Origin of the sequence: Paraburkholderia sp. A1RI_3L (genome assembly GCF_048957895.1) — a bacterium.
Taxonomy (GTDB): domain Bacteria; phylum Pseudomonadota; class Gammaproteobacteria; order Burkholderiales; family Burkholderiaceae; genus Paraburkholderia; species Paraburkholderia kururiensis.
Genome location: NZ_JARCHA010000001.1, coordinates 1,054,282 through 1,075,568, shown reverse-complemented (window position 1 = coordinate 1,075,568; position 21,287 = coordinate 1,054,282). Strand labels below are relative to the sequence as shown.

Below are 21,287 nucleotides of genomic sequence, written 5' to 3'. Positions count from 1 at the left end.
GCTGTCGCGCCGCGCCTCGCCCGTTCGCACGGGGCCGCTTGAGGTGCGCCCGCCGTGCCTTCCGCGCAAGGCGGCTTTCCCGCAGGACACATCCGTAACCGCACCGCCTGGAGAATCGTATGTCAATGGCCGACCGCGACGGCAAGATCTGGATGGATGGCAAGCTGATCGAATGGCGCGACGCCACCATCCACGTGCTCACCCACACCCTGCACTACGGCATGGGCGTATTCGAGGGCGTGCGCGCCTACAAGACGGCCGACGGCAGCACCGCGATCTTCCGCCTGAAAGAGCACACGAAGCGCCTGCTGAACTCGGCGAAGATTTTCCAGATGGACGTGCCGTTCGACCACGAGACGCTCGCGGCCGCGCAATGCGAAGTGGTGCGCGAGAACAAGCTGGAATCGTGCTACCTGCGCCCCATCATCTGGGTCGGCTCGGAAAAGCTCGGCGTCTCGGCCAAGGGCAACACCATCCACGTCGCCATCGCGGCCTGGCCGTGGGGCGCCTACCTCGGCGAAGACGGCATCAGGAAGGGTATCCGCGTGAAGACGTCGTCGTTCACGCGCCATCACGTGAACATCTCGATGGTTCGCGCGAAGGCATCGGGCTGGTACGTGAACTCGATTCTCGCCAACCAGGAAGCCACCGCCGACGGCTATGACGAAGCGCTGCTGCTCGACGTGGACGGCTACGTCTCCGAAGGCTCGGGCGAAAACTTCTTCCTCGTGAACAACGGCAAGCTCTACACGCCGGACCTCTCGTCGTGCCTCGACGGCATCACGCGCGACACGGTGATCCGTTTCGCGAAAGACGCCGGCATCGAGGTCATCGAGAAGCGCATCACGCGCGACGAGGTGTACATCGCCGACGAAGCCTTCTTCACGGGCACGGCCGCCGAAGTCACGCCGATCCGTGAACTCGACAACCGCACGATCGGCAGCGGCTCGCGCGGACCGATCACGGAAAAGCTCCAGTCGATGTTCTTCGACGTCGTCTCGGGCAAGAACGCCCAATACGCAGACTGGCTCACGAAAATCTGACGCAGGTTCACAGCGGCGCCGCGCGCCTGCAACGCGCCGCCGGCTGAGGCCTGGCTACAGCAACAACGAGAAACGTCCCCATGAGTGAAATCAAGGAAATGCCGCTGGTCGAACTGTCGGCAAAAGATCTTCCGGCGTACTGCCCGAATCCGTCGATGCCGCGCTGGAGCACGCATCCGCGCGTCTTCATCGACGTGACCCACGGCGAAGCGCGCTGCCCCTACTGCGGCACGCGCTACAAGCTGCGTGACGGCGAGGTCGTGAAGGGCCACTGAGAGGCCACTGAGCGCCCGCGAGGGCTCCACCGGGCGCTTGCTCTGGGGCCACTACTCGCCGGGCGCGCTGAGGCGCCCCGCCGGACGCACGGCCCGCGCTGCTACACCGCGGGCTTCGCGCGAGGGTCGTACGGGACTCGTACTGCCCACGGCCCGCACCCGCGTCCTTCCCACTACCCACGCGCCGCACCCTCCAGTGCGGCGCGTTTGCTCATTTCCGGATACTTCTACTGATGCGCCGCGCGCTCGTTATCGCACCGAACTGGATTGGCGACGCACTCATGGCGCAGCCGCTTCTCTCGCGGCTCGTGAAACTGCATCCGCGCCTCCAGATCGATGCCGTCGCGCCCACCTGGGTCGCGCCCGTGCTCGAGCGCATGCCCGAGATTCGCGACGTCTACGCCACCGACCTCGCCCACGGCAAGCTGCAGATGCTGCGCCGCTGGCAACTGGCGAGCGACCTGCGCGATGTGGGCTACGACGCCGCTTACGTCCTGCCCAACTCGTTCAAGTCGGCGCTCGTGCCGTGGCTCGCGCACGTTCCGCTGCGCATCGGCTACACGGGCGAGAGCCGCTACGGGCTGCTCAACGTGCGCCACGCGAATCCGCGCAAGGACGAGCGTCCGCCCATGGCCGCCCACTACGCCGCGCTCGCCTACGCGCCCGGCGCGAAGATACCCGACGACCTGCCCATGCCGCGGCTCGAATCGGACCTGAACGAGGCCTCGCGCGTCTCGGCTCGCTTCAATCTGGACACGCGCGTGCCGCTCGTCGTGTTCTGCCCCGGCGCCGAATACGGCCCCGCCAAACGCTGGCCGCCCGAGCACTTCGCGGCGCTCGCGCAGATCATCGCCCGCTCATTTCCGTATACGCAGATCGTCGCGCTCGGCTCGCCGAAAGACGCCCCGCTCGCTCAAGCCATTGCCGACGAGGCGCCGAACGTGCGCAACCTGTGCGGCCAGACCGCGCTCGGCGAGGCGTGCGCGCTAATTTCACGCGCGAGCGCCGTAGTGACCAACGACTCGGGCCTGATGCACGTGGCCGCAGCGCTGCGCCGCCCGCTCGTCGCGGTGTACGGGTCGACCGATCCGCGCCACACCCCGCCCCTCTCGGAGCTCGCGAAGGTACAATGGCTCCATCTCGAATGTAGCCCCTGTTTTCAGCGCGAATGTCCGCTCGGCCACCTGAACTGCCTGCGTCAGCTCAGCGCCGAACAGGTGTTCAGCGACCTGCGCGGCATGCTGCTCGCGCAACGCTAGCGGCGAGCAGCCGCAATGGGGACCGGGCCGCGGCGCGGCCGTGTCCCGAGGCAATTACCGGCCGTCGTGCCAGCGTCATGTTCGCGTCTCGCAGCGCTGGCATGCTCGCGGCTGGCCCGCTGACCGCCGCCCGCAACCCACGCGCCCTCTGCGCATACGAACGACGAGCCATGCCACGTTTTGCCCACATCTTCGAAGCCGCTGCCGATACCCTCAACGCCTGGTACCAGGCCGTCGCGGAAGTCAACATCGACAGCCTGATGGGCATGTGGATCGATGAAGAGTTCGTGAGCTACATCTGCGCGGACGGCTCGCATCTGCACGGGCTCGACGCCATCCGCACGGGCCTCGCGGCGCAGCTGGGAGCCCAGCCGGTTTCCATCGAACCGCTCGACGTGCGCGTCTACGACAGCCTCGGCACCGTGGTCTACGCAATTGCGGAAGCGCACCGGCCGGCCGATCCGGTCGCCACGCCGCAAATGGTCTTCACGACCTACGTGATGGTTCACGAACGCGGCGAATGGCGCATGGCGCACATCCACGCGAGCCGCATGCCCGACGACGCCGCGAGCCAGTTCGCCGCAAAAATGCGCCACGGCCAGGGCGCGTTGCACTGAGCGCCACGAGGCGTCACTGACCGCCGACGCTCGCGTTCGCCCACGGCGCCGCTGCCAGTACCATGAGCACCATGCGCGATCCCGCTTCCGCTCCCACGAATTCATCCAACCCGACGTTACGCGCCGACGGGATCGAGCCGTCTCTCGCGCAAAACACCGCCGCAAGCGGCTATCGCGCGCCTTTCTGGCTGCCAGGCGGCCATGCTCAAACCATCGTTCCCGCGTTGTTCGCGCGGCTGCCCGTCGTCACGTACCGGCGCGAGCGCTGGGACACGCCAGACGGTGACTTCATCGAACTCGACTGGCTCGACCACGGGAGTGCCGCGCCCGTTGCGGCGGACGCCCCGCTCCTCGTGCTGTTCCACGGTCTGGAGGGCAGCTCCGCCTCGCATTACGCGCGTGCCATGGCGGCCGCCGCACGCGAGCGCGGCTGGCGTGCTGTGGTGCCCCACTTCCGTAGCTGCAGCGGGCCGCTGAACCTGATGCCGCGCTTCTATCACCTCGCCGATTCGAGCGAGGTCGACTGGGTGCTGCGGCGTCTGCGTCGGCAGCATCGCGGGCCGCTCGTGGCCGCGGGCGTCTCGCTGGGCGGCAACGTGCTGCTGCACTGGCTCGGTCAACGGCGCGAAGACGCATCCATCGTGACCGCTGCCGCCGCGATCTCCGCGCCGCTGGACGTGCATGCCGGCGGCAAGATGCTGGCCGAAGGCTTCGGCATGATCTACACACGCAGCTTCCTGAAGACACTCAAGGCGAAGGCCCAGCAAAAACTCACGCAGTATCCGGGGCTCTTCGACGGCTACGCCATGCTCAGCGCGCGCAACATGTACGAGTTCGACGACGTGGTCACCGCGCCGCTACACGGCTTTCGCAACGCCGACGACTACTGGACGCGCGCCACGGTACGTCCCTTGCTCGGCGAGATCAAAGTGCCGACGCTCGTGCTCAACGCGCGCAACGACCCGTTCCTGCCCGGCACCGCGTTGCCCGCGCAGAAAGACGTGGCCGCGTCGGTCCGGCTCGAACAGCCTTTGCACGGCGGCCACGTCGGCTTCATGACCGGCCCGTTTCCGGGCCGCTACGGCTGGCTCGCGACGCACGTGCTGAGCTATCTCGAATCGTTTGTCGATCATGGATGACATCGTCAAGCAGGCGCTCGCGCGCTGGCCCAACGTCCCGCATTGCACGGGGTGGCTGCTGCTCGACGCGCGCGGCCAATGGCGCATGCGCGACGAGGCCGCCCAGGCCCAGGGCGCGGCCGGCGACCCGATCCGCCACACGGCGCTGCTCGGGTTCATCAACCGCAACTACGCGTGCGACGGGAAGGGCCAGTGGTTCTTCCAGAACGGGCCGCAGCGCGTCTACGTCGAACTCGGCTATACACCGTGGGTAGTACGGCTTCACTGCGGCGCGGACGGCAAGCTCATGCTCGCCGATCAGACGGGCTCGGCCTTCGAGCCCGCAACCGCGTTCATCGACGACACGGGCGGCGTGCTGTTTTCGGATGCATCCCAGCCGCCGAAGGTGGCCGTGCTCCACGATCACGATCTGGAGCTGTTCTCCACGCACGCCACCTTGGCCGATGACGGCGCGAGCGGCACGTTCCACTGGCGTGCCGACCAGGCGCTCACGCTGCGGCCGATCCGCCGCGACGAGGTGGCTGCGCGGTTCGGGTTCGTTGCGAGTCCGGCGGATGCTGAAAAGCGGGAGCGGAGTTAGCAGGAGGCGGCGCGGACAATGGCCGGGATAACGGTCGTGCGCGTCAGCCTCGCGAGCAGGGCCGCGCGAACCGGGCCTCGCGGCCGTAGGAGGTTTAGCGGCTCGGGCCGACCCGGTGAATCGCTGGAGTCGCGAAGCCGCCAATTCGCCCGCGCGCGTCAACCGTTCTTCTTCTCGTCCTCGCGCTCTTCCTTGTAGCGCTGCTCGAAATCGTGCAAGCGGGCGTCGATGGTCGCGAGATCGTAGTACCCCACCGACTTCAGATCGCGTGCCTCCTTCAACTGGCGGATGGCCGAAGGCCAGGCGCCTTCCAGCGCGAACTTCTCGGCGAGCGCGCGATGCTGCGTGAGCGCATCGCCCGTTCCCACGCTCGCCTGCGCCAGGTAGAACCACCACGCGGACTGCTGCGGCTCCGCTTTCGTTTCGTTTGCCGCAAGTTCCTGGGCGTCGGCGAAACGGTGCGCCGCGAGCAGCGCCTTGAGCCGCGCGTCTACGGCTGCATGCGACGCCGGCCAGGCGCGTTGCGCGGCGGCCGCGAGCTTCAACGCTTCATCGTTATGGCCGGCATGGCTCGCAATTTCGACGGCGAGCACGTCGAGGCTCGGCGAGCTGCGCGTGCCGTCGCCCTCATGCACCTCGAACGTCGTGAATGCCTTGCGCGCATTCGCAAGCGACGCGGCGGCGGCATCGTACTGCTCCAGTTGCAGTTGCGCGTAGGCCATGCCGTACCAGTTCGACGCCACGTTGATGGCCGTGCGGTCTTCGATCTCGGAGCGCAAACGGGCGATCGCGTCGGCGTAGTCGCTGCGCGAGCGGTCCTGCATGACGCGCACGCGCGCCCTCACGAACCCGTACTCCGCCGACTGCCGCGGCTGCCGATACGGCGACCGGCGTGCGCGGTCCTCCATGTCGGCGATGCGCTCCACGGTGAGCGGATGCGTGCGAGCGTAAGCCGGCACGCCCGTATCGCCCATCGCCGAGCGATCGAGCCGCTCGAAGAAGGTCACCATGCCGTAGGGATCGTAGCCGGCGCCCGTGAGCAGGCGAAAACCGACGCGGTCCGCTTCGCGCTCCGCGGAACGCGAAAAGCGCAGCTGATTGTCGACCGCGTACGCCTGGCCGCCCAGCACGATCGCACTGCCCAGATCGCCGCTGCGCGCGAGCACGCCGGCAAGCACGCCGAACAGGGTCGCCGCGAGCGCCGCGTAGCCGCTGCGCTCGTTGGCGGCGAGCATGCGGGCGATGTGCCGCTGCAGCACGTGGCCCATCTCGTGCCCGATCACGGACGCCAGTTCGGACTCCGTCTGCGTCGATGCAATGAGCCCGGTGTTCACACCGATAAAGCCGCCGGGCATGGAAAACGCGTTGATCTGGCCATCGCGCACGGCAAAGACTTCGAAGTCCGGCCGGTAACCGCCGATGAACTGGTCGCTTGCGGCCGAGGCGAGCTTCGTCGCAATGGCGTTCAGGTAATCGGTGACGAGCCAGTCGTCGACGTAGTCGGGGTCGCGCCGAATCTCGCGCATGACGCGCTCGCCGAGCTTTCGTTCGGCCTCGGGAGAGAGCGAGCCCCCGGAGCCGTCGCCGAGGTCCGGCAGTTGCTGGTACCAGGTCGGCGCGCGCAGACTGGCGTTGGCGCCCGGCCGGCCGGACAGCCGCGCCTGGGCGCCACCATAGGTGCCGAATACGCCCTGGGCGATGTCGGGCGGCAGGAGCGGTTCGGCGTAGCTGGCGGACAACGCGCTTTCGAGCGGCGCTTCGCTGGAGACAGCCGCTTCGCGAGGAAGAGTCTTGCCGAAAGTGAGGTTGCCTGGTGCGACTGGGCGCGTGATGGCGTTGGTGCCGATGGGCGCTGCGGCGCGGGCGGTCGCTGAGGCGTCGGGGGCGTGGGGGGCGTGGGGGGCGTCGGTGGTAGTTGCAGCGGCGCTGGTGGTGGCGGACGCGCCGGCTCCTGCTGTCGCGGTGCCGGACCCGGTGCCACCGCTGGTCGACTGAACCGCCGCGCGAGGCGCAACGACGGGCTGGGCTTGCGCGAACATGCCCGGCGGCACCGCGAGGGCAGCGCACAACCATGCAGCAAGGAGCCTGTCTGGACGCATTGGCAGTGTTCGATGAAACCGGCCGGGCGCCTCACCACGCACGACGATGCGGCATGAAACCCCAGTGCGCTTTTCGCGAGCTTGTCCGCTCGCAGAGGCCGGCTTGAAGGTGTTCGGAAAGCACGGCTATTGTAGCCGCTGGTAGCCGCTGGACCATGCCCCGATGGCACCGTGGCACACCGTCGGAAACGCCGGGCGCTGCTATGATAGGCGCCCTTTCAAGGAGCCAGACGATGTCAGAACTCACCCATTTCGACGACTCCGGCAAAGCGCATATGGTGGACGTGGGCGCCAAGGCGGAAACCAAACGCATCGCCGTGGCGCGCGGCTCGATCCGCATGCTGCCCGAGACGTTCGCGCTGATCCGCGACGGCGGCGCGAAAAAGGGCGACGTGATCGGCGTGGCCCGTATCGCGGCGATCCAGGGCGCAAAGCGCACCGCGGACCTGATCCCGCTGTGCCATCCGCTCGCGCTCACCCGCGTTGCGGTGGATTTCGTGCTCGACGAAACGCTACCCGGCGTGCATTGCACGGCGCAGGTCGAGACGTTCGGGCGCACCGGCGTGGAAATGGAGGCGCTCACGGCCGTGCAGGTCGGTCTGCTGACCGTCTACGACATGTGCAAGGCGGTGGATCGGGGCATGACCATCACCGACGTGAAAGTGATGGAAAAGCATGGGGGAAAGTCAGGAGATTGGGTGGCGGCTTAACCGTAGCCCGAGGCGCAGGCTTATGCAGCCTCAGGCGCAAACCCGCCGGCCGCGGCAGCGGCGGCCCTGAAGCCGCCGTCGTGGCCGGCGTGGCGGATTAATCGTCCTCTTCGTCGTCCTGCTGGTTCGCGCCCGGAGGCGGCGTACCGTACTTCTTGACCAGCTCCGCCTTGAAACCCGCAAGCGACGGCTGTTCGTCGCACAGGTCGTACAGCGACGCCAGTTGCGACGGCCAGTCGTGCAGTTCCTGCGCGAAGATCTTCAGACGCCCAACCGTATCGAAGGCCGCCGCCGTATCGCCGTTCAGGGCCTGCAGCACGGCATAGCGGCGCAATACCGTTTCGCCGGGCAATAGCGCGATCGCCCGGCGGTGCATGGCGAGCTTGTGCGGCAAGTCGTTGGCGTCGACGGGCAGAAGCGTCGCGAGACCGTACTCACCCCACGCGCCGAACAGGAACGACGGATCCGCACGATACTGCTCGGCGGGACGCGAGCCGTAGTACAGCACCTCGGCGCGGGTGTAGTCGCGATAGACCGGATAAAGCGCAGCCAGTCCGCCGAACACGATCACCGTGTAGAGACCAAACGACGCCCTTTCCGGAACAAGCCGCAACGGCTTCGTTTCGAGCAACCCGAAGACGAACATCGCGGGCAGCAGGAAGAACATGTACTGCTGCGGGTACTCCACAAGCGCGTGCATCACCAGCACACCGATCAGCGCGACGCCGAAGACCCGTCCCGCGGTATGCGGCGCGCGCAGCACCCGCACGAGCCACGCGACAAGCCCGACCACGGCCACCACGAAGCCGGCCACGCCGGTCTTCGCCAGCAGGTCGATGAAGATGTCGTGCGAGTTGTTCGCGATCTCCACGCCGCCGAGCGTCTTGACCAACTGGTACTGATAGCCTGGGAACTCGCCCCAACCCACGCCGAAGAGCGGGTGCATCTTGAACATCGTCCAGCCGTATTTCCAGAGCGCGAGGCGTGGCGCGATCTGTCCGGCGTCGCGGAACCGGTCGGCCGCCGACTCCCCGAGTTCGAGGTGGTAATGCACGTTGGCCCAGCGCACCGCTGCGTTGACGACGACGAACAGCACGGCGAGCACGACCGGAATCAGCCACGCCCGGCTGCTGCGCCGAAACGCGAGGTGCTGCTTCGCCTCGGCAAACGCCATCCAGAACCCGGCCACCACGATCACGCCCATTTGCAGCCACGGACCGCGGGAAACCGTCAAAGCGAGTCCAGTGGCATAGATCACCGAAAGGAGTCCCCAGAGCAGGACGGGCAGGCGCCTCGTCTGCACCAGATAGAGCGCGGCGGCCATCGCGAACGCGATGTAGGTCGCGAGGTGGTTGGCCTGCGCCATGTTGCCGAACGGACGACGATCCACCGTGATGTTGTAGGCCACGACAAAGGGCGAGACCTTCGCTTCCAGATGAAACAGCTGCACGACCTGGCAGAACACGGCAAACAGGCCGCCGAGCAGCAACGCGTATGCGCCCCAGCGCAACGCCGTGTCCGCCATGTCCGCGCGCGCAAAGCCGTAGCCCGTGTGTGCGGCTACGAATGCCGCGAGCAGGAAGCCGCCTCCCAGCCAGTTCATCGAGGGCTGCTGCACTGGAAGTACGAACGACTGCGCAATGAGCAACGCACCGAACAACAGCGGCACAAGCGCGACGGCCGGTGAGGCAAATGCGATACGCGGCCGCGACGTGCCGACGAGCAGCACCATGGCCCCCGCGGTTAGCAGGTAGAGCGCCAGCGCGGTGAATTCGGCATAGAAGGTCGGGATGGGGTACGTATGGTTGACGACCGCGTACGGAAGAATCAACGCGGCAGCAAGCAGAACGAGAGAAAGAAAACGCGCAAAGGAAGAGGGCATGAGTAACCGGCGGCATCAGCAACCGGCGCACTATACAAAACTTTTCCCGGGCTGTGCGGTTGCCGTGGTGCGAATACGGCGACCATTTCAGCACCATGCCCCCTTCGCGCGTTTGCTGCCCCTTCCTCAGGCACGGCACTCCGGTGGTGCAAGGTTGCCTGCAAGCGTGGCGGCATCGACAGGCATAGGCCCCGAGCCCGGTGCCGGTAGCGAGGACGCCGCCTTGCCGCCCGCGAAACATTCCCACGTGATGGCGCCTGCCTGGGCTGTGCCTTGAACGAGCGCGACGCGGGCGGTGGGAGCGTCGGCGTTGTCAGGCACCGAGGGCACGAGCACCAGCGTGTTGGCGCCCGCAGCGGCCACGCGTGGGGTGAAGGTGATCGCGATTTGGCCCGTGTTCTCATCCACGCGAATGGATTCCACATTGCGTGTGGCGGGCGGCGAGGCGAAGCCCGCGCCGAACGCGTTGCCGCTCGCGGCGTTCTCCGCCACCGCGAGGCGCGCCGACGCTGCCAGCGACAAGCCCTCGCCTACCCGACTGCGCGCGAGATAGTCCTGGTAGGCGGGAATCGCATACGCGGCGATCACGCCGACGATCGCAAGCACGATCATCAGTTCGATCAGCGTGAATCCGGCGTTGACGAAGGCGCGTGCGTGACGAACGGCTCGTGTGGACCGGCTCGACATAAGGCGGCGGCAGCGGCCTCGATGTGACAGCGAGATCTGCATCGAGGCGTGCGCGAGCGGCGGCACGCAGAGGGAAACGGGAACGGTCATCGGGCGAACTCCTGGAACGAAAAACGCCTGCCTCCGTATGGAGACAGGCGTTGATCGTATCCAGCCACCTCATGCCGCGGCAGTCGGCCGGACGGCCATGCCGCGAGGTCGGCTCCGTATGCGTCGCGCCTCGCTCAGCCGCGACGGGCTCAATGCGTGCCGGAGGAACCCGCTGTCGCTCGTCGCTCGTTGCGGCGCTTCAGCACGTATCCGAGTACTACGACAAAGACTGCGCAGCCGATAGAAGCGCCGTATTCCGCGACAGGCGTGTCCAGTATCGGCCAGCGGTCGCCGGCAGGGTCGTTGATGATGAGTCCCCCCGCGATCCAGCCGAGCAGCGCCGCGCCTAGCGTCACCACAATCGGGAAGCGGTCCAGCAGCTTCAGCACGAGCTGGCTACCCCACACGATGAGCGGAATGCTCACGATGAGCCCGAAGATCACGAGCGCGATGCGGTGCTGCGGGTCGGCCTGCTCCGCCGCGCCGGCAATGGCGATCACGTTGTCGAGGCTCATCACCGCGTCGGCGACGATGATGGTCTTGATGGCCGAGATCAGCTTGTCCGCCGGCTTGACGTTGGAGTGGCCCTCCTGCGAAGGCGCGACGAGGCGCACGCCGATCCACAGCAGCAGCAGGCCGCCCGCGAACTTCAGCAGCGGAACGTCGAGCAGCACGACCGCAAACGCGATGAGCGCCACCCGCAGCACGATGGCGCCAGCGGTGCCCCAGATGACGCCGCGCATGCGCTGGCTGGCCGGCAGATCGCGGCAGGCGAGCGCAATGACGACTGCGTTGTCGCCGCCTAGCAGGATGTCGATGATGACGATCTGAAAGACTGCGGGCCAATGGAGTGTCGTGAAAAACTCGAGCATGGACAGGCAATGAGAGTGGGAGAAGGCGAACGCGCGGCCAACAAAAAAAGCGAGGAAGCAATCTTCGCTCCCTCGCTCTGTCTTGTTACGCCACGAAAGGGTTCCGTAAGCGTATCAGAAAAACGCGGCGGCGCGCTGTTGCGCGGCCGGCGCGTTACTGGTTACAGCACCGACTTCAGCAGGCGGCCCATTTCCGACGGGTTCTTCGTGACCTTGATGCCGCAGGCTTCCATGATCTCGAGCTTCGCTTCGGCGGTATCCGCACCGCCGGAGATCAGCGCGCCGGCGTGGCCCATGCGCTTGCCCGGAGGCGCCGTCACGCCCGCGATGAAGCCCACCACCGGCTTCTTCATGTTGTCCTTGATCCAGTAAGCGGCGTTTGCTTCGTCCGGACCACCGATCTCACCGATCATGATGACGGCGTCCGTGTCCGGATCGTCGTTGAACATCTTCATGACGTCGATGTGCTTGAGACCGTTGATCGGGTCGCCGCCGATACCGACTGCCGACGACTGGCCAAGGCCGAGCGCCGTCAGTTGGCCAACCGCTTCGTACGTCAGCGTGCCCGAGCGCGACACCACGCCGATGCGGCCCTTGCGGTGGATGTGACCCGGCATGATGCCGATCTTCAGTTCGTCCGGCGTGATGGTGCCGGGGCAGTTCGGTCCGAGCAGCAGCGTCTTGCGGTTCTCGCGGCGCATGCGGTCCTTCACTTCAATCATGTCGCGCACGGGAATGCCTTCCGTGATACAGATCGCGAGATCGAGGTCGGCCTCGACGGCTTCCCAGATCGCAGCGGCAGCGCCTGCGGGCGGCACGTAGATGACCGAGACGGTCGCGCCCGTTTCGGCCTTCGCTTCCTTGACGCTCGCGTAGATGGGAATGCCTTCGAAGTCTTCGCCGGCCTTTTTGGGGTTCACGCCTGCAACAAACGCCTCACGGCCGTTTGCGTATTCGCGGCACGCACGGGTATGGAATTGACCGGTCTTGCCGGTAATGCCCTGCGTGATGACCTTGGTGTCCTTGTTGATCAGAATCGACATGTATTGACCTCTGTTCGTTTGGCGTCGCGCCATGCGCCCCGTCCGGCCTGCCCGCACCTTGCGGCAGGCTGGCCGGCTCACGCGCGTCGCGCCGCCATGCGTGTTCGGTGAAGCGCCCTTTACTTGCCTTCGGCTGCCGCGACGACCTTCTGCGCAGCCTCTTCCATGCTGTCTGCCGAGATGATCGGCAGGCCGGAATCGGCCAGCATCTTCTTGCCGAGGTCCTCGTTCGTGCCTTTCATGCGCACGACGAGCGGCACTTGCAGATGCACGGCCTTGGACGCAGCGATCACGCCTTCGGCGATCACGTCGCAACGCATGATGCCGCCGAAGATGTTGACCAGAATGGCCTTCAGGCCCGGGTTCTTCAGCATCAGCTTGAAGGCTTCCGTGACCTTCTCCGTCGTGGCGCCGCCGCCGACGTCGAGGAAGTTCGCGGGCTCGCCGCCGAACAGCTTGATCGTATCCATCGTGGCCATCGCAAGGCCTGCGCCGTTCACGAGACAGCCGATGTTGCCGTCGAGCGAAATGTAGGCGAGGTCGAACTTCGACGCTTCCACTTCAGCCGGGTCTTCTTCGTCCAGATCGCGGTACGCCACGATCTCCGGATGACGGAAGAGCGCGTTCGAGTCGAAGTTGAACTTGGCGTCGAGCGCGATGACCTTGCCGTCGCCGGTCAGGATCAGCGGGTTGATTTCGGCGAGCGATGCGTCCGTCTCCCAGAAGCCCTTGTAGAGGCCCTGAAGAATGGCGCGTGCCTGGGGAATCGAAGCGTCGGGAATGCCGATCTGCTTCGCGAGGCCGTCGGCTTCGGCGTCGGTCAGGCCCGTGGACGGCTCCACCGCGACCTTGTGGATGGCTTCCGGCGTCTTGGCGGCCACTTCTTCGATATCCATGCCGCCTTCGCTCGAGGCCATCACGACGACCTTCTGCGACACGCGATCGATCACGATACCGACGTACAGTTCCTTCTTGATGTCCGCGCCTTCTTCGATCAGCAGGCGGTTCACCTTCTGGCCTTCCGGACCGGTCTGGTGCGTCACGAGCTGCATGCCGAGAATCTGGTTCGCGTACTCACGCACCTGATCCAGCGACTTCGCGACCTTCACGCCACCGCCCTTGCCGCGACCGCCCGCGTGGATCTGCGCCTTGACGACCCACACCGGGCCACCCAGCTCTTCAGCAGCCTTGACGGCGTCGTCCACCGAGAAGACCGGCTTGCCGCGCGGTACCGCGACTCCGAATTTCCGCAGGATTTCCTTACCCTGGTACTCGTGAATCTTCATGCGTGATTCCCTTCAGTCTGAGAGTTGGATTGAACTTCGTTTCCGCTTTTCTTGTTCAGGCCGGACGCGCCGTCGGCGTCGCCGCCGCGGTCCGTCTGCCTGCCGGTTTCAATGGAGTCCGCCGCGCGCACCGTGTCGCGCGGCGCATGCCCGTACCAGCGCGGATAGAACTGTCGAACCGCCTCGCCGTCGAATCGCAGCGCGTGGCAGCGACCGAGCTGGAAAGGCGGGTTGTCTGCGGTGCGCCCGTCGTCGCCTGTGTTGTGAGCGGACTCGCGCTTGCCGCTTCCCTGCTCCGGCGCGCTGTCGCCCGTATGCCACACGTCGCCGGCGAACGCCTGAATGGCGGCGGTGGGAAGTACCGCACAAAGCTCGGTGAGATGCGTGCAACCCGCCGTGCCGGCCAGCAGTTGGGCAGCATCGCGACGAAAATTACGGAGCAGATTGAGCCCGATGAGGGCGCGGTAGGCGGGATTGGCGGCTTCGCATTGACCAGGATAGGGCACCCAGTCGGACGACGCGACGGCGTCGACGACATTGAGCTCCCGATCGATCGTGATGCGAAGCCAGAGTTCATGAATTGGCAGACCGTTGCGACGGACACCCGACGCAAGGGCCACATCGCGCGGCTTCTGGTCGGTCAGGCATGCCTCGATATCCCATAAACCGTCTTCGCGCTCGTAGGCCTCTGCCCGAATCGCACGCGTATGGCGCAAGTTGCGGGAGGCAGGCGGGGGAAGCGGCATGCGGAAAGGCGAGGCTGTGTTGAGAAACCCTACGATTTTAGCATAGCGGGTATTTCCCACTTGGGGAAACCCCGTGGAGGTATCGCATCACTCCTGCAGGCGTTGAGGCGCGCGAGACCGGAAGCCGAGTGCCAGATTCAGGCGCGGACTAAAAGGCTCAGCGAGGACTCCGTGAAGGGCTGGATCAAGGTTCGGGCCAGTCGTCTTCCATGCCCTTCAGGATTTTCGCGATGGTGGCGTGAGAAAAGCCACGCGCGGCCAGGAAGCGCGCCTGACGCGCCCGCTCGGCGGGCGTTTCGGGAAGCTGGCCGTACCTTCGGCGCCATACGGATTGAGCGCGCGCCAGTTCAGTTTCGCGAAGTTGGGCGCTGACCTGCTCGATAAGCGTGTCGCCCACAGCGTGCCGTTTCAGTTCGCCAACAATACGGCCGGTGCCAAGCCGGGATGCCCGCCGATGAACGAGACTCTCGGCGAAGCGCGAATCCGAAAGCCAGCCTTCCCGCTCGAGCGATGCCAGCAGCGCATCCAGTTCGCCGACGTCCTCGACGAACGGCATCAGCTTGCGGGAAAGTTCTGAACGGCTGTACTCGCGGCGAGAGAGGTAAGCCAGCGCACGCGCCTTGGGCGAACGGCCGGGGCGCTGCTGGGTGCCAGCCGATGAATTTGGGCGCGCGGTCGTGGACCGTGCGCGTTCCGAGGACCGGCTGAACGCCGGCCCATCGGTGGTGTCGTCGCCTGGATGCGCGGGGTCCGCGGCATGTGGATCAAGCCGCGCAGGCGGCGCTGGCGCGGACGGACCCTTGCGCATCACGTGACGATCACTCCTCTTCGCCTGCGACTTCGACGTCGTCCGACAGCCCCGCATCAGCCGGCATCGCAACCACGCCGAGGGATTCGCGAATACGGTTTTCGATTTCCCGGGCGATGTCCGGATTTTCGCGCAAGAATTCACGCGCGTTGTCCTTGCCCTGGCCAATGCGTTCGCCGTTATAGCTGTACCACGCACCTGCCTTGTCGACGATCTTGGCCTGCACGCCAAGATCGATGATCTCGCCCTGGCGTGAAATGCCTTCACCGTACAGGATGTCGAACACCGCTTCGCGGAACGGCGGCGACACCTTGTTCTTGACGACCTTCACGCGCGTTTCGTTACCGATCACCTCATCGTTCTTCTTGATCGAACCGATACGGCGAATGTCCAGGCGCACCGACGAGTAGAACTTCAGCGCGTTGCCGCCCGTGGTGGTTTCCGGATTGCCGAACATCACGCCGATCTTCATGCGAATCTGGTTGATGAAGATCACGAGGCAGTTCGTACGTTTGATCGTGCCGGTGAGCTTGCGCAGCGCCTGCGACATCAGACGCGCTTGCAAACCGGGCAGCGAGTCGCCCATTTCGCCTTCGATTTCGGCCTTCGGCACAAGTGCCGCGACCGAGTCGATCACGATCATGTCGATCGAACCCGAGCGCACCAGCGCATCAGCTATTTCCAGCGCCTGTTCGCCGGTGTCGGGCTGCGAGATCAGCAGTTCCGGCACGTTGACGCCAAGCTTGCTTGCGTACTGAACGTCGAGCGCGTGTTCCGCGTCGATGAACGCCGCCGTGCCGCCCAGCTTCTGCATTTCGGCGATCACCTGCAGCGTGAGCGTGGTCTTGCCCGACGACTCAGGACCGTAGATTTCGACCACCCGACCGCGCGGCAAGCCACCGACACCCAATGCGATGTCGAGGCCGAGCGAGCCGGTAGACACCACCTGGATGTTTTCCACTACCTCGCCGTCGCCGAGCCGCATGATCGACCCTTTGCCGAACTGCTTTTCGATCTGCGCGAGCGCAGCAGCAAGCGCCTTGCTCTTTTCAGCAGTCAGTCCAGCCGAGCCTTTCTTGCTTTCTTCCATGAATCGTCCTTTGCTATGATGAACGGCGTCTGAGGCAGATGTGCAGGCCGCTGCGGGACACGTTGGTACACGCGCCGCTGCGATTGCACATGAATCTCAGGCACTGTATAAAAAAACAGTAGTTTTGGCAAGCCCGGCAAGCCGGATTCTTGAGTTCGGGCTTCGTACCGGAGCCGACACTCGCCGCCGCCACGACACTTTTGGAGACCGCGCTGAGCGCCGCGCGACAACACGGCGCCGGCCCAAGCAACGCTGGGCGCATCATGCGAATTCTCATTGCCGAAGACGACAGCATACTCGCGGACGGTCTTGTCCGATCACTCCGCCAATCGGCCTATGCGGTCGACCACGTCAAGAACGGCGTGGAGGCGGATACCGCGCTGTCGATGCAGTCTTTCGACCTCCTGATACTCGATCTCGGCCTGCCGCGCATGCCCGGGCTCGAGGTGCTGCGCCGCCTGCGCGCCCGCAACTCGAATCTGCCCGTGCTGATCCTCACGGCCGCGGACAGCGTGGACGAACGCGTCAAAGGGCTCGACCTCGGCGCCGACGACTACATGGCCAAGCCGTTCGCCCTCAACGAACTCGAAGCGCGTGTGCGCGCGCTGACGCGCCGCGGCGCCGGCGGCGGACCGACGGTCGTGCGTCATGGCGCGCTGTCGTTCGATCAGGTCGGCCGCATTGCGTGCATCAACGACCAGGTGCTCGATTTGTCCGCGCGCGAACTCGGCGTGCTCGAAGTGCTGCTGCAGCGGATTGGCCGGCTGGTATCGAAGGAACAGCTCGTCGATCACCTGTGCGAGTGGGGCGAGGAGGTCAGCAACAACGCGATCGAGGTCTACGTGCACCGGCTGCGCAAGAAGCTGGAGCCGGGCGGCGTGCGCATCGCGACGGTGCGCGGGCTCGGCTACTGCCTCGAAAAAGCGGCTCAGGCGCCCGTACCGGCGTCGGCGGCATCGGCCGCGGCTTCGGCGGCTGCGCTCGGCGCGCCTGCCGCGAACGACCCATCGGCGTCGTCGAAGCCGGTAGAGGGCTCGGCAGCGAGCGTTGAAGCCGGAGAGACCTCAGCGGCAAGCGGACTCGCCGCATCCGCCGTCCCACCCCCGGCATCGGCCGCCACCGGCTCGCCCGCCGCCGTCACGCCCACCAGCAAGCCCGCAATGCCGGCAACCCATCCATATAAGTAAGGACAGCATGGCCGCGCCTCTCGATGTCCGGCGCGCTGCCGGTTCGCCCCCGCCTTCGCCGTCCGCTCCCGTACCGCTCGATGACGACACGCGCGACGCGCGCTACGAGAACCCTTTCGCGCCGCCCGACGAAACCGAGAGCGCCGCGCAGGCACGTCCGCGCTCGCTCTTCGGCGAGATTCTCGACTGGATGCTGGCGCCGCTGCTGCTGCTGTGGCCGATGAGCATCGCCGTCACCTACCTCGTGGCAAAGTCGATTGCCAACGGGCCGTTCGACCGCGCGCTGGAAACCGATGCCTACGTGCTCGCGCGGCAGATCCATCCCGTCAACGGCGTCGCCGAACTCACGCTGCCCGAGTCCACGCGTGACTTCCTGCGCGCAGACAACATCGACAGCGTGTTCTTCCAGGTGCTCGGCACGCGCGGCGAACTGGTGGCAGGCGAGCGCGACATGCCGCTGCCGCACGAAGACGATCGCCCGCAGCCCGGCATCGTCGAATTTCGCGACGACATGCTGCGCGGCAACGATATCCGCGTGGCCTACACGACCGTCGAATTTCCGCAGACGCCCGGTGCACAGCCGGTGCTCGTGCAGGTCGCCGAAACACTCGACAAGCGCCGCCAGCTGGCCAACGACATCATCAAGGGCGTGATCCTCCCGCAGTTCGTGATTCTGCCGCTCGCCATCGTGCTTGTCTGGTTCGGCCTCTCGCGCGGGCTCGCGCCGTTGCATGCGCTGCAGTCGAATATCCGCGCGCGCCGACCGGACGACCTTTCGCCGCTCGAGGCACGCCGCGCGCCACCCGAAATCGAGCCGCTCGTCACGTCGTTCAACGACCTGCTTACGCGCCTCGAACAGAACATGGAGCTGCAAAAGCGCTTCATCGCCGACGCCGCGCATCAGATGAAAACCCCGCTTGCCGGCCTGCGCACCCAGGCCGAACTCGCGTTGCGCCAGGAAGCGCCCGCGGAAGTTCATCGCTCGCTCCAGCAGATCGCGACGAGTTCCGAGCACGCGGCGCGGCTCGTCACGCAGCTGCTGGCGCTCGCGCGCGCCGAGAACCGCCTGTCCGGACAGATCTTCACGGCGGTGGACGTAGGTGAGGTGGCACGCAACGCCGTGCGCGACTGGGTGCAGGCGGCGCTCGTGAAGCAGATGGACCTGGGCTACGAAGGGCCCGACAGCGCGGACCCGAAGATCGAGGTGGAAGGACACCCGGTGATGCTGCGCGAGATGCTGTCGAACCTGATCGACAACGCGATGCGCTATACACCCGCCGGTGGCCGCATCACCGTGCGGGTACGCCCGGATGCGGCGGCGGGCGTCGTGCACCTCGAGGTCGAGGACACGGGGCCTGGCATCCCCCTCGCCGAACGCGAGCGGGTAACGGAGCGCTTTTACCGGATTCTCGGCCGCGAGGGCGACGGCAGCGGGCTGGGCCTTGCCATCGTCAAAGAAATCGCGACGATGCACGGCGGCACGCTCACGATCGAAGACAACGTGTACCAGGAAACGCCGCGCATGGCGGGCACGCTCGTGCGCATTACGCTGCGCATACGGGAAGCGATGCAGACGAATGCGTCCTGAAGCTTGCTCAACGCACGCTCAGGGAACCCTCAGCGGCACTTGCGAATACCCCAAGGACTTACCCTTACGGACAAGGTTTGCAACCGGAAATGGCACAGCAGAATTAGCGACATAAACGTCCGTTGAAGCCATTTTCTGTGAATTTATCCGACAAAGACGTAATCGCACCCGACGCAAAACTCCGCCAAAGCCCCCATTGCGCGTCAGTAACCAGTAAGTTTGCGTTCCAATAATGAGCCGCAGGTGCGTCTGTCCGGGCGCGCCTCACGAATATCAAAACGGAGACGACTTATGGCAACCGTAGGCGGACAGCTATCGCACGCACCCATGACAGGCGCAGAAAAACGGGTGATTTTCGCCTCGTCGCTGGGCACGGTTTTCGAGTGGTACGACTTTTATCTCGCCGGTTCGCTGGCGGCTTTCATCAGCAAGAGTTTCTTCTCCGGCGTCAATCCGACAGCTGGCTTCATCTTCACGCTGCTCGGCTTTGCCGCGGGTTTCGCCGTCCGACCGTTCGGCGCCATCGTCTTCGGACGCCTGGGTGACCTGGTCGGACGCAAGTACACGTTCCTCGTCACCATCGTCATCATGGGTCTGTCGACGTTCGTGGTCGGCTTCCTGCCGGGTTATGCGTCCATAGGCATCGCTTCGCCCGTCATCTTTATCGTGATGCGGCTTGCGCAAGGTCTCGCGCTTGGCGGCGAGTACGGCGGCGCGGCAACCTACGTGGCAGAGCACGCGCCGGCCGGCCGACGCGGCTTCTACACCGCGTGGATCCAGACCACCGCGACGCTGGGCCTGTTCCTGTCGCTGCTCGTGATTCTCGGCGTGCGCACGTTCGTGGGCGAAGAGCAGTTCGGCGCGTGGGCATGGCGCATTCCGTTCATCGCGTCGATCCTCCTGCTCGCCGTTTCGGTGTGGATCCGGCTGCAACTGAACGAGTCGCCCGTGTTCGCGCGCATCAAGGCGGAGGGCAAGACGTCGAAGGCCCCGCTGACCGAAGCGTTTGGCCAGTGGAAAAACCTCAAGCTCGTGATCCTCGCGCTGATCGGCCTGACCGCCGGCCAGGCCGTGGTGTGGTACACCGGGCAGTTCTATGCGCTCTTCTTCCTGACACAGACGCTGAAGGTGGACGGCGCAAGCGCCAACATCCTGATTGCGATCGCGCTCCTGATCGGCACGCCGTTCTTCCTGTTCTTCGGCTCGCTCTCGGACCGCATCGGCCGCAAGCCGATCATCATGGCCGGCTGCCTGATCGCGGCGCTCACGTATTTCCCGCTCTTCAAGGCGCTCACGCACTACGCCAACCCGGCGCTCGACGCCGCGACCCAGAAGTCGCCGATCGTCGTGGTCGCGAACCCGGACGAATGCTCGTTCCAGTTCAACCCGGTGGGAACGGCGAAGTTCACGTCGTCTTGCGATATCGCGAAGGGCGCGCTCTCGAAGGCCGGTTTGAACTACACCAACGTGGCAGCGCCGGCCGGCACGATGGCGCAGATCAAGGTGGGCGATACCGTGGTCGAGGCGTATGACGGCAAGGCGACCGACGCAAAGGAAAAAGGCACCGCGTTCGACAAGTCGCTCGGCTCTACGCTGAAGGCCGCCGGCTACCCGCCGAAGGCCGACCCGTCGCAGATCAACTGGCCCATGTCGGTGGTGATCCTGACGATTCTCGTCATCTACGTGACGATGGTGTACGGCCCGATCGCCGCGATGCTGGTGGAAATGTTCCCGACGCGGATTCGCTATACGTCCATGTCGCTGCCGTATCACATCGGCAACGGCTGGTTCGGCGGCTTCCTGCCGGCCACGGCCTTCGCGATTGTGGCCACCAAGGGCGATATCTATTCGGGGTTGTGGTATCCGGTCGTGATCGCACTCGCGACGTTCGTGATCGGCATGCTGTTCGTGAAGGAGACCAAAGACTCGGACATCTACGCCCAGGATTGAGGGCACAGCGAACGGGGGTTCGACTGTGTGACGTGCCAGGATGGATCGGGATGGGGTTCCCGAAGCCTCATCTCATTGGAGGCGCCAATATTTTGGGTGTCTTGGGCGCCCTCTCGTTGGCGTAGAAGTTCGGTCAAAGCACTGAAGGGGCGAAGAGGATGCCGGCATGGGGGGTTGACAGCCACGACCGGCACCTTCATAATCCGCCTTCTTTCGGCGAATTAGCTCAGTCGGTTAGAGCGACGGAATCATAATCCGCAGGTCCGGGGTTCGAATCCCTGATTCGCCACCAAATGCAGAAAGGGCCCAGCGCAAGCTGGGCCCTTTTTCTTTGCT

General features: G+C 65.4%; 19 protein-coding genes and 1 tRNA gene. 11 read left to right on the top strand and 9 right to left on the bottom strand.

The window, feature by feature from the left end:
- The first annotated feature begins 119 nt into the window (after positions 1 to 119).
- From PXJ20_RS05035 to PXJ20_RS05010, 6 genes are all read left to right on the top strand, one after another.
- Positions 120 to 1,043, top strand: coding sequence for a branched-chain amino acid transaminase (locus tag PXJ20_RS05035; protein ID WP_114809197.1), 924 nt, complete (start codon positions 120 to 122; stop codon positions 1,041 to 1,043).
- Between the two features lie 80 nt (positions 1,044 to 1,123).
- Positions 1,124 to 1,318: a zinc-finger domain-containing protein gene (locus PXJ20_RS05030; protein ID WP_017772808.1), complete on the top strand. Its 195-nt coding sequence runs from the start codon at positions 1,124 to 1,126 to the stop codon at positions 1,316 to 1,318.
- Between the two features lie 233 nt (positions 1,319 to 1,551).
- Complete coding sequence (gene waaF / locus PXJ20_RS05025) at positions 1,552 to 2,577, top strand: lipopolysaccharide heptosyltransferase II (protein ID WP_017772807.1); 1,026 nt, start codon at positions 1,552 to 1,554, stop codon at positions 2,575 to 2,577.
- A 170-nt stretch (positions 2,578 to 2,747) separates the two neighbouring features.
- A complete protein-coding gene (locus tag PXJ20_RS05020; protein WP_017772806.1) occupies positions 2,748 to 3,194 on the top strand; it encodes a nuclear transport factor 2 family protein in 447 nt (148 codons plus the stop codon).
- A 62-nt stretch (positions 3,195 to 3,256) separates the two neighbouring features.
- The gene (locus tag PXJ20_RS05015) at positions 3,257 to 4,333 is read left to right on the top strand and encodes a YheT family hydrolase (protein WP_421030302.1); all 1,077 of its coding nucleotides are present in this window, start codon (positions 3,257 to 3,259) and stop codon (positions 4,331 to 4,333) included.
- Positions 4,326 to 4,913, top strand: a complete 588-nt coding sequence (locus PXJ20_RS05010; RefSeq protein ID WP_421030301.1) for a DUF2946 family protein — start codon at positions 4,326 to 4,328, stop codon at positions 4,911 to 4,913. The genes PXJ20_RS05015 and PXJ20_RS05010 overlap by 8 nt, the downstream gene beginning before the upstream one ends.
- Positions 4,914 to 5,071: 158 nt before the next feature.
- Here PXJ20_RS05010 and PXJ20_RS05005 read toward each other — a convergent pair whose 3' ends face one another.
- A complete protein-coding gene (locus PXJ20_RS05005) occupies positions 5,072 to 6,952 on the bottom strand; it encodes a M48 family metallopeptidase (RefSeq protein ID WP_421030300.1) in 1,881 nt (626 codons plus the stop codon).
- Between the two features lie 293 nt (positions 6,953 to 7,245).
- Here PXJ20_RS05005 and moaC point away from each other — a divergent pair, with 293 nt between their 5' ends.
- A complete protein-coding gene (gene moaC, locus PXJ20_RS05000; protein WP_421030299.1) occupies positions 7,246 to 7,722 on the top strand; it encodes a cyclic pyranopterin monophosphate synthase MoaC in 477 nt (158 codons plus the stop codon).
- Between the two features lie 97 nt (positions 7,723 to 7,819).
- Here the strand turns inward: moaC and PXJ20_RS04995 are convergent, their stop codons facing one another.
- The 8 genes from PXJ20_RS04995 to recA all read right to left on the bottom strand — a co-directional run bounded on the left by PXJ20_RS04995 (position 7,820) and on the right by recA (position 16,226).
- A complete protein-coding gene (locus PXJ20_RS04995) occupies positions 7,820 to 9,604 on the bottom strand; it encodes a PglL family O-oligosaccharyltransferase (protein ID WP_421030298.1) in 1,785 nt (594 codons plus the stop codon).
- 126 nt (positions 9,605 to 9,730) lie between these two features.
- Positions 9,731 to 10,291, bottom strand: a complete 561-nt coding sequence (locus PXJ20_RS04990; protein WP_421030976.1) for a pilin — start codon at positions 10,289 to 10,291, stop codon at positions 9,731 to 9,733.
- Between the two features lie 239 nt (positions 10,292 to 10,530).
- Entirely contained in the window at positions 10,531 to 11,253 is a 723-nt protein-coding gene (locus tag PXJ20_RS04985) for a TerC family protein (protein WP_017772799.1), read from the bottom strand.
- 161 nt (positions 11,254 to 11,414) lie between these two features.
- Positions 11,415 to 12,296, bottom strand: coding sequence for a succinate--CoA ligase subunit alpha (gene sucD / locus PXJ20_RS04980; protein ID WP_017772798.1), 882 nt, complete (start codon positions 12,294 to 12,296; stop codon positions 11,415 to 11,417).
- A gap of 119 nt (positions 12,297 to 12,415) precedes the next feature.
- Entirely contained in the window at positions 12,416 to 13,582 is a 1,167-nt protein-coding gene (sucC, locus tag PXJ20_RS04975; RefSeq protein ID WP_017772797.1) for an ADP-forming succinate--CoA ligase subunit beta, read from the bottom strand.
- Entirely contained in the window at positions 13,579 to 14,328 is a 750-nt protein-coding gene (locus PXJ20_RS04970; RefSeq protein WP_421030297.1) for a DUF2889 domain-containing protein, read from the bottom strand. Before PXJ20_RS04970 ends, sucC begins: the two co-directional genes overlap by 4 nt.
- A gap of 184 nt (positions 14,329 to 14,512) precedes the next feature.
- On the bottom strand, positions 14,513 to 15,193 hold the full coding sequence (gene recX, locus PXJ20_RS04965; RefSeq protein WP_421030975.1) for a recombination regulator RecX: 681 nt from the start codon (positions 15,191 to 15,193) through the stop codon (positions 14,513 to 14,515).
- Complete coding sequence (gene recA, locus PXJ20_RS04960; protein WP_199541685.1) at positions 15,147 to 16,226, bottom strand: recombinase RecA; 1,080 nt, start codon at positions 16,224 to 16,226, stop codon at positions 15,147 to 15,149. The genes recX and recA overlap by 47 nt, the downstream gene beginning before the upstream one ends.
- 263 nt (positions 16,227 to 16,489) lie before the next feature.
- Here recA and PXJ20_RS04955 point away from each other — a divergent pair, with 263 nt between their 5' ends.
- The 4 genes from PXJ20_RS04955 (at position 16,490) to PXJ20_RS04940 (ending at position 21,243) form a co-directional block, all read left to right on the top strand.
- Positions 16,490 to 17,413: a response regulator gene (locus PXJ20_RS04955; RefSeq protein WP_421030296.1), complete on the top strand. Its 924-nt coding sequence runs from the start codon at positions 16,490 to 16,492 to the stop codon at positions 17,411 to 17,413.
- A 7-nt stretch (positions 17,414 to 17,420) separates the two neighbouring features.
- On the top strand, positions 17,421 to 19,001 hold the full coding sequence (locus tag PXJ20_RS04950; RefSeq protein WP_126876746.1) for a sensor histidine kinase: 1,581 nt from the start codon (positions 17,421 to 17,423) through the stop codon (positions 18,999 to 19,001).
- Positions 19,002 to 19,292: 291 nt separating this feature from the next.
- Positions 19,293 to 20,951, top strand: coding sequence for an MFS transporter (locus PXJ20_RS04945; RefSeq protein ID WP_026121035.1), 1,659 nt, complete (start codon positions 19,293 to 19,295; stop codon positions 20,949 to 20,951).
- A gap of 215 nt (positions 20,952 to 21,166) precedes the next feature.
- A tRNA-Met gene (locus PXJ20_RS04940) sits at positions 21,167 to 21,243 on the top strand.
- Positions 21,244 to 21,287: the final 44 nt, after the last annotated feature.